The organism is Rhizobacter sp., assembly GCF_031412075.1.
Classification (GTDB): domain Bacteria; phylum Pseudomonadota; class Gammaproteobacteria; order Burkholderiales; family Burkholderiaceae_C; genus Rhizobacter.
Genome location: NZ_JANOCG010000549.1, coordinates 1 through 7,474, shown reverse-complemented (window position 1 = coordinate 7,474; position 7,474 = coordinate 1). Strand labels below are relative to the sequence as shown.

Below are 7,474 nucleotides of genomic sequence, written 5' to 3'. Positions count from 1 at the left end.
AAGAGCGTGCCTGCTCTGCTGCTCGAATCCGACACGCCGAACTGGTTCGACCCCTACCCGGCGGTGCAATGGGGCGAGTTCAAAGACTGGCAGTCGGTGGCGCGCTGGGCGGTGCCGTACTACCGCGTGCCGGCGCAGCTCGCGCCCCTTGGGCCACAACAGGCGCGCGTGCAGGTGGTGCACCGGCACATTCCATTGCAGGTCAAAGCGGCCGAACTGCCTGCTGCCGAAGACCGGGTTGCTGCCGCGCACCGAGTAGGCGTACTCGACCACGTCGCCCACGCGGATGTCGTCGAGGAACAGGTTGGCCGTCTTGCTTCCGTCGTAGATGAGGTATTCGAGTTCCTGCTCTCGCTGCAGCACCTTCACCGAGGAACTGGCCAGCTTGGGAATGACGCGTGCACCGCGGCGCACCTGAACCATGTGCAGCGCCAGCGACTGGTACGAGGGGTCGAAGCGGATTTCCACGTGCGCCACGGATTCGACGCCGCGCTCGTTCAGCGCCTTGGTGGCGATGTGGCGGTAGTGCACCTTGTCACGTGCCTCGACCTGGGTCTGGGTGTCGACCAGCAGGTAATGAACGCCTTGGCTGATCTGCCCGGTGGGCATCACGGCGGGCTCGGAAGGGACCACGGTGCGCACCCATTCCGGGATGGGTGATACGGAAAATTCTCGCGGGGTGGCCAGGGCGCCGCCCATGGCCACCACAGTGCAGCACAGCACGACGCAGCGCAGCCAGGCGCTGCCACAGGCGTGCAGATTGGATCTGGATTTCAAGAAGGCTCCCTCGCTTCGCTGTCGATGTGGTGCAAGCGGCAGGTGCGTTGCGCGCCGCTGTGTTCAGCGGATTCTTTCACGGGATGCGGGGTGCCTCCAACGCGCGAGCGCTGCGGCGCTCGCCGAAGACGTGACTTTCGCTGCAGCTTGACGCCGCCCGAGGGGGAGGGGAGTTGAAGGCTCTGGCCGGCGGCCAGGGCAGGCCGTTCAGGCCTGGATCACACCGCCGCGCATGGCGCGCTCTGCGCCGGCGGTGGAGTAGACCGACGCGGCGCGGTCGCGCGGCATCAGCACGTCGATGGCGCGGTCGAGCGCAGCCGTGGCGCGGGCCAGTGACTCGCGTTGCGAGGCCACCAGGCCGCTCGCGAGCTTCAAACGCTCACGCAGGGGCGGGGGCACCGGGCCGCTGCGGGCGGCGTGGCTGAAGTGGTCGACGGCACGCGCCAGCGCGCGGTGCAGTTCGGTGGCGTGGTGGTCGATCGCCACGCTGTCGTTGGCGCGCAGCGATTCGCCCAGCGACGCGAGCTGGGTTTCCACCGCGGCGAGCGTGGTTTCGAGTTCAGGGCTAGCCGTGATCGGGGCTGGCGTGTTCATGGTCGGGTTCACCAGGGGTGAGCTGCGCGCTGGAGAGGCCAACACCTTCAGTGTTGTGCCTTGCCCAGCACTTCGTTGGCGTTGGCGATCAGCCGGTCGGCGATCTTCTCGGCGTTGATTTCGAACTTGCCGTCGCTGATGGCTTGCGTGATGCGCGCCACCTTGTCGGCGTCAAATTCCGAGTTGGCGCCAGTCGACAGCAACGAGGCGGCCGTGTTGGACAACTCGACCTTCGCGCTCGGGTCGGTGGTGTTGCCAGTCTTTTCCGGCGCCTTGGCGGTTTCGGCGGGCTGGTTGCGCGCCGGGCCAACGGGGCCGACGCCTGCGGGTTTGTCTGCGGGATTGCCGATTTTCATCATGTACTCCTACGGTCGGGAGAGGGCCCGAACCTTTCAACATGGACGGTGTATCGGCCCGTCCGGCGCTGGACTTTAGGTTTTTCTTTTGAATTGTGAGTGCCGCGCCTAGATTTCACAATGCGATCTCCAGCTGGCGCTCCGCCACCGGCATGCCTGACAGCACGCGCCCGCTCTCCGTGCGCACACGGGCCGGCTGCCCTTCCATCCCGGCCGTGACGGCTTCACCCGACCCGGCCACCGCAAAACCTTGACCCGCCACGCGGATCTGCACGCGCTCGCCTGCCGCAAACCACTGGCGCGCCTTCAGGCTGCGCTCGCGCAGGCTTTGGCCGGGAGTGAGCGCTGTCGCCAGCGTGCGGCCGAGCAGCACGCTCACCTCGGTCACCGGTGGGTTCAATGTGTCTTCGGCCAAGTTGATCTCGGCTTGACGGAAATCGCCTGCTGCCAGCACGTGGCCAGCCGGCAGGGCGGCGGTTGAGACCATCGCCGGGCCGAACACGTTCACCGTGATCGGCAGATAAACGTTCCAGGGTGTGACGCCTTTCACACAACGCAGGCCCACACGCGTTTTGCCCCAGAGGCGCGCGCCGTTGGGCAGGAAGGGTTGCACCTGCTCGCAAGGGCTCAGGCGCAGGCGGGCGTCGAGTCGGCCCGTGGCCACTTCGACACGCGGCATGCCGGTGCCGGTCAGCTTGGCCATCACGAACTGGCGCACTTGTTCTATCAGGGGATCGGGCTGTGCATGTGCGCTGCCGGCCAGTGCACACAGCCAGGCGATGAGCAGCGAACGCAAGAGGTGCAGGGTCTTTTCCACGCTGCCACTTTAGAGGGGGAGGCGCCAGCCAAGGCCCTGAAATGACCAAGAAAGGGCTTGCTATTCCCGCTTATGTTTTGAAACACGCTGCCCACAATCCATTCGCATCACCCCATGGGTTTTTTGGGTACAGCAACATGTTGGATCGACTCACCAGTTCGCTCGACTTTCACGGCCAGGCCTTGAGCCTGCGCTCGGAGCGGCAACGCCTGATCGCAAGCAACATCGCCAACGCCGACACGCCGGGCTATGTGGCCCGCGACATGGACTTCTCTGCCGCCTTGCGCCAGGCCACCGGCCAGATGCAGGGCGCCACGGCGCTCGCTGCCAGCCAGCCGGGCCACATCGGTGGTGGTGGCGGCACGGATGCCGCCGCACAAGCCAACCTGGTGTATTCGATGCCCAGCCAGACCAACCTCGACCGCAACACGGTCGACATGGACCGCGAGCGCGCCAACTTTGCCGACAACTCGGTGCGCTACGAAGCCACGCTGCGCTTCATCAACGGCAACGTGCGCACGATGCTCGATGCGATCAGGGGGCAGTCATGAGGGCTCGGAGCACACCGTGCGTTTCTTTCAACCGCCAAGGCGCCAAGAACACAAAGGTCGCCAAGACTTTTGAGTTGTCTCTGCGACCTTTGCGTTCTCTGCGCCTTGGCGGTCTCAAGACCGTTCCACGGGCGCTCGGGTTCAACCAAGGGGCACTGGCATGAGCATGTTCCAGATTTTCAACGTGAGCGGCAGCGCGGTCAGCGCGCAGTCGCAGCGCCTCAACGTCGTCGCCTCCAACCTGGCCAACGCCGACACCGTCGCCGGCCCCGATGGCCAAGCCTACAAGGCGCGGCAGGTCACGTTCCAGACCGAGCTGATGGGCAAGACCGGCCAGATGGGTGACGCGGGCACCGCCGGCGTGAAGGTCAGCAACATCAGCGAAGACCAGACGCCAGGCCGCCGTGTGCACGACCCCAAGCACCCGAGCGCTGATGCGGAAGGTTATGTGACCTACAGCAACGTGAACGCGGTCGAGGAGATGGTCAACATGATCTCGGCCTCGCGTTCGTACCAGAACAACATCGAAGTCATGAACACGGCCAAGACGCTGCTGCTCAAGACGCTGCAGATGGGTCAGTGACCCTGAACTGACAAGGACACACCATGCCCGTCACCAACGTTCAATCGACCTACGCCGCGCTCAACGAAAAAAGCAGCGTCGTCACCGCCAACGAGGCCGGCAGCGCCGACCGCTTCTTGAAACTGCTGGTCGCGCAGATGCAAAACCAGGACCCGCTGGCCCCGATGGACAACGCCCAGGTCACCAGCCAGATGGCGCAGATCAACACCGTCACCGGCATCGAGAAACTCAATGGCACGGTGCAAGGCCTGTCGGGCCAGTTCATGCAGATGCAGGCGCTGCAAGGCGCCGCGCTGGTCGGGCGCGATGTGGTCGTGCCGGGCAACAAGATGGACATGGACAACGGCGTGGGCGTGGGCGGCTTCGAGCTGAACAGCGCGGCCGACAACGTGCGCGTCGAAGTGCTGGGCCCTGGTGGCCACGTGATCGACACGCTCGACCTCGGCGCCCAGACCGCCGGCATGCACAGCTTCGAATGGAATGCGGGCACCAACGCCAGCGCCACCGGCGTCACCTTCCGCCTGTCGGCCACCAGCGGCAGCGTGAAGCTTGAAGCGACCGCGCTGATGCGCGACCGCGTGCAAGCCGTCAACACCTCGGGCGACAGCCTGCAGCTTGAGCTGCAAAACGCTGGCAGCGTGGCCTACGCCCTCGTCAAAGCCTTCAACTGATCACTGCTTCCAACAAGGACACCCCATGAGCTTCCAACAAGGTCTTTCCGGTCTGAACGCAGCGAGCAAGAACCTCGATGTGATCGGCAACAACATCGCCAACGCCAACACCTATGGCGCCAAGTCGTCGCGCGCCGAGTTCGGCGACATGTACGCCGCGGCACTGGGCGCGGGCGGCAGCAGCAGCATCGGCATTGGCGTGAACCTGCAGGCGGTGACGCAGCAGTTCAGCCAGGGCAACATCACCACCACCGCCAACGGGCTGGACCTCGCCATCAACGGCCAGGGCTTCTTCGAAGTGAACAGTGGCGGCCAGACGCTCTACTCGCGAAACGGCCAGTTCCAGGTCAACAAAGACGGCTTCATCGTCAACAACCAGAGTGGCCAACTGCTGGGCTACCCGGCCGACGCACAAGGCGTGATCCAGCCCGGCCTGGCCGTGCCGCTGCAGCTGCCCACCGCGGGCATCGACCCGGCGCCCACGACCGAGATCACGATGGAGATGAACCTCGACTCGCGTTCGGCCGTCACGCTGCCGGCGACCACGCCGATGGTCAACTTCAGCGACGCGACCACCTACAACAACGCCACCTCGCTCACCGTCTACGACGACCTGGGCCAGGACGTGGCGCTGACCTATTACTTCCAGAAGACCGCCACCTCCACCTGGAACGTGTACGTCACGGCCAACGGCACCTCGGTGGCGGTGGACGGCGCCGGTGACCCGGCCCCGCTGACCACCATGGTCTTCCCCGCCAACGGCGGCTCGCCGACCGCTCCCGCCGGCGCGGTGACGCTCGACGTTCCGGCCTCGACCAACGCCGCCGGTGCTGACACGCTGGCCATACCCGGAATCCAGCTCAGCCTGTCAGGTGCCTCGCAGTTCGGTGCCGGCTTCGGCGTGACCAACCTGACGCAAGACGGCTACGCCCCCGGCCAGCTTTCGGGCCTGTCGATCGAAAAAGACGGCATCGTGATGGCGACTTATTCCAACGGCCAGTCCAAGCCGGCCGGCCAGATCGAGCTCTCCACCTTCCGCAATCCACAAGGCCTGAAGCCGCTCGGTGGCAACCTGTGGTCGCGCACCTATGAGTCGGGCGACCCGATCGTGGGCACGCCGGGCCAGGGCAACCTGGGGGTGCTGCAGTCGGGCGCGCTGGAAGAGTCGAACGTCGACCTCACCGCCGAGCTGGTCAACATGATCACCGCGCAGCGCACCTACCAGGCGAATGCACAGACGATCAAGACGCAAGACCAGGTGTTGCAGACGCTGGTGAATTTGCGCTGATCGATTGATCTAGAAGGAGCCAGCCATGGACCGCATGATTTACCTGTCGATGTCTGGCGCCAAAGCCATGATGCAGCGGCAAGACACGCTGGCCAACAACCTGGCCAATGTGTCGACGCCCGGCTTTCGCGCCGAGCTGCAGGCGTTTCGCGCGGTGCCGGTGTTGGGCAGCGGCGCCAGCACGCGGGTTTATGCGCTCGAAAGCACGCCGGGCTACAACGACGCGCCGGGTGTCATCACCAACACCGGCCGCAACCTCGACGTGGCAGTGCAGGGCAAGAGCTGGCTCACCGTGCAAGCACTCGACGGCACCGAGGCCTACACCCGCGGCGGTGCACTCGACATCAGTGCCGACGGCACGCTCACCACCCGCAGCGGCCTGCCGGTGATGGGCGACGGTGGCCCGATCCAGATCCCCGCCAACAGCGAAGTGAGCATTGGGGGTGACGGCACCATCAGCGCCAAGAACGCCAGCACCGGCAAGAACGTGGCGGTGGGCAAGCTCAAGCTCGTGACGCCAGAGACCGCGTTCGAACGTGGCGAAGACGGCCTGTTCCGCGCGGCCGAAGGCGACCTCGCCGCCGACCCGCTGGCCCGTGTGCAAGACGGCGCGCTCGAAGGCTCGAACGTGAGCGCGGTCGAGACCATGGTCTCGATGATCACCGCGGCGCGTCAGTTCGAAGCGCAGAAGAAGAGGCTGCAAACCGCCGAGGGCGACGAAAAGGCCGCGGCGCAATTGCTCTCAATGAGTTGATAAGGAGCATTCACCATGATGCGTTCCCTGTGGATTTCAAAGACCGGCATGGAGGCCCAGCAAACCCAGCTGGACCACATCTCGAACAACCTCGCCAACACCGCGACCAACGGCTACAAGAAGTCGCACGCGGTGTTCGAAGACCTGATGTACCAGAACCTGCGCCAGGCCGGTGCCAACAGCACCGAGCAGACCACGCTGCCCACCGGCTTGCAGGTGGGCCTGGGCACACGCGCCGTGGCCACCTCGCGCAGCTTTGCGCAAGGCAACCTGCAGCAAAGCAGCAACACGCTCGACGTGGCGGTGCGCGGCAGCGGCTTCTTCGAAATCCAGATGCCCGACGGCACGCCCGGCTACACGCGTGACGGCTCGTTCCAGGTCAATGCACAAGGGCAGCTCGTCACCAACAACGGCTTCGCCGTGCAACCCGGCATCACCATCCCGGCCAACGCCCAAAGCGTGACCATCGGTGCCGACGGCACGGTGAGTGTGGCCATCTCTGGCCAGACCACGCCGCAGAACGTGGGCCAGCTGGCGCTGGTGAGCTTCGTCAACCCGGCGGGCTTGGAGCCCAAGGGCCAGAACCTCTACACCGAGACGGCCGCCTCGGGCACACCGACAGCAGGCACGCCAGGTTTGAACGGCCTGGGTGCCTTGCAACAAGGCATGGTCGAAACCTCGAACGTGAACGTGGTCGAAGAGCTGGTCGGCATGATCCAGACGCAGCGCGCCTACGAACTCAACTCGAAGGCCATCCAGACCTCCGACCAGATGCTGGCGCGTCTGGCGCAGCTGTGATGAAGCTTGTGTTTTTAGCGGCGGCCTGCGTGGCCCTCGCCGGCTGCGAAACGCCTTACAGCCTGCCCAAGGTCGACGTCGCCGGCTCGCCTACCGTGCGGCCGCAACCGGTGGCCACCCCGGTGGTGAACAACGGCTCGATCTTCCAGGCCGGGCAGTACCGCCCGCTGTTCGAAGACCACCGCGCACGCCTGGTCGGCGACATGATCACGGTGCAGATCGTCGAGAAGGTCAGCGCCCCAACCAGCCAATTCCCTGCGCATCGGCCTGCGCGCCGCGGCCGCG

General features: G+C 65.3%; 11 protein-coding genes. 7 read left to right on the top strand and 4 right to left on the bottom strand.

The features are described 5' to 3' along the window. From RMO40_RS20475 to flgA, 4 genes are all read right to left on the bottom strand, one after another. Positions 1-777: DUF3857 domain-containing protein (locus tag RMO40_RS20475; RefSeq protein WP_309725300.1), on the bottom strand; the 777-nt coding region annotated here is incomplete at its 3' end. A gap of 207 nt (positions 778-984) precedes the next feature. Continuing rightward, entirely contained in the window at positions 985-1,371 is a 387-nt protein-coding gene (locus RMO40_RS20470; protein WP_309725298.1) for a hypothetical protein, read from the bottom strand. 47 nt (positions 1,372-1,418) lie between these two features. Further along, positions 1,419-1,727, bottom strand: a complete 309-nt coding sequence (flgM, locus tag RMO40_RS20465) for a flagellar biosynthesis anti-sigma factor FlgM (protein ID WP_309725296.1) — start codon at positions 1,725-1,727, stop codon at positions 1,419-1,421. 115 nt (positions 1,728-1,842) lie between these two features. After that, positions 1,843-2,544, bottom strand: coding sequence for a flagellar basal body P-ring formation chaperone FlgA (gene flgA, locus RMO40_RS20460; RefSeq protein WP_309725294.1), 702 nt, complete (start codon positions 2,542-2,544; stop codon positions 1,843-1,845). Between the two features lie 137 nt (positions 2,545-2,681). Between flgA and flgB the strand changes: the two genes are divergently transcribed. From flgB to RMO40_RS20425, 7 genes are all read left to right on the top strand, one after another. Then, a complete protein-coding gene (flgB, locus tag RMO40_RS20455) occupies positions 2,682-3,095 on the top strand; it encodes a flagellar basal body rod protein FlgB (protein WP_309725291.1) in 414 nt (137 codons plus the stop codon). 160 nt (positions 3,096-3,255) lie between these two features. Then, on the top strand, positions 3,256-3,678 hold the full coding sequence (gene flgC / locus RMO40_RS20450; protein WP_309725289.1) for a flagellar basal body rod protein FlgC: 423 nt from the start codon (positions 3,256-3,258) through the stop codon (positions 3,676-3,678). 23 nt (positions 3,679-3,701) lie between these two features. Beyond that, entirely contained in the window at positions 3,702-4,349 is a 648-nt protein-coding gene (locus RMO40_RS20445) for a flagellar hook capping FlgD N-terminal domain-containing protein (protein WP_309725287.1), read from the top strand. Between the two features lie 25 nt (positions 4,350-4,374). Next, a complete protein-coding gene (gene flgE / locus RMO40_RS20440) occupies positions 4,375-5,637 on the top strand; it encodes a flagellar hook protein FlgE (RefSeq protein ID WP_309725285.1) in 1,263 nt (420 codons plus the stop codon). 25 nt (positions 5,638-5,662) lie between these two features. Beyond that, positions 5,663-6,391, top strand: a complete 729-nt coding sequence (gene flgF / locus RMO40_RS20435; protein WP_309725282.1) for a flagellar basal-body rod protein FlgF — start codon at positions 5,663-5,665, stop codon at positions 6,389-6,391. A 15-nt stretch (positions 6,392-6,406) separates the two neighbouring features. Next, positions 6,407-7,189 carry a flagellar basal-body rod protein FlgG gene (gene flgG / locus RMO40_RS20430; RefSeq protein ID WP_309725280.1) on the top strand — a complete coding sequence of 261 codons (783 nt, stop codon included), beginning with the start codon at positions 6,407-6,409 and terminating at the stop codon, positions 7,187-7,189. After that, a partial coding sequence (locus RMO40_RS20425; protein ID WP_309725278.1) for a flagellar basal body L-ring protein FlgH occupies positions 7,189-7,474 on the top strand: 286 nt, incomplete at its 3' end. The genes flgG and RMO40_RS20425, both read left to right, overlap by 1 nt.

Bases quoted from the DNA above. Each gene is read 5' to 3' on its own strand.
- flgF (WP_309725282.1), top strand. From the start codon at position 5,663: ATGGACCGCATGATTTACCTGTCGATGTCTGGCGCCAAAGCCATGATG.
- flgE (WP_309725285.1), top strand. From the start codon at position 4,375: ATGAGCTTCCAACAAGGTCTTTCCGGTCTGAACGCAGCGAGCAAGAAC.
- flgC (WP_309725289.1), top strand. From the start codon at position 3,256: ATGAGCATGTTCCAGATTTTCAACGTGAGCGGCAGCGCGGTCAGCGCG.
- flgM (WP_309725296.1), bottom strand. From the start codon at position 1,727: ATGAAAATCGGCAATCCCGCAGACAAACCCGCAGGCGTCGGCCCCGTT.
- flgB (WP_309725291.1), top strand. From the start codon at position 2,682: ATGTTGGATCGACTCACCAGTTCGCTCGACTTTCACGGCCAGGCCTTG.
- RMO40_RS20470 (WP_309725298.1), bottom strand. From the start codon at position 1,371: ATGAACACGCCAGCCCCGATCACGGCTAGCCCTGAACTCGAAACCACG.
- flgG (WP_309725280.1), top strand. From the start codon at position 6,407: ATGATGCGTTCCCTGTGGATTTCAAAGACCGGCATGGAGGCCCAGCAA.
- RMO40_RS20445 (WP_309725287.1), top strand. From the start codon at position 3,702: ATGCCCGTCACCAACGTTCAATCGACCTACGCCGCGCTCAACGAAAAA.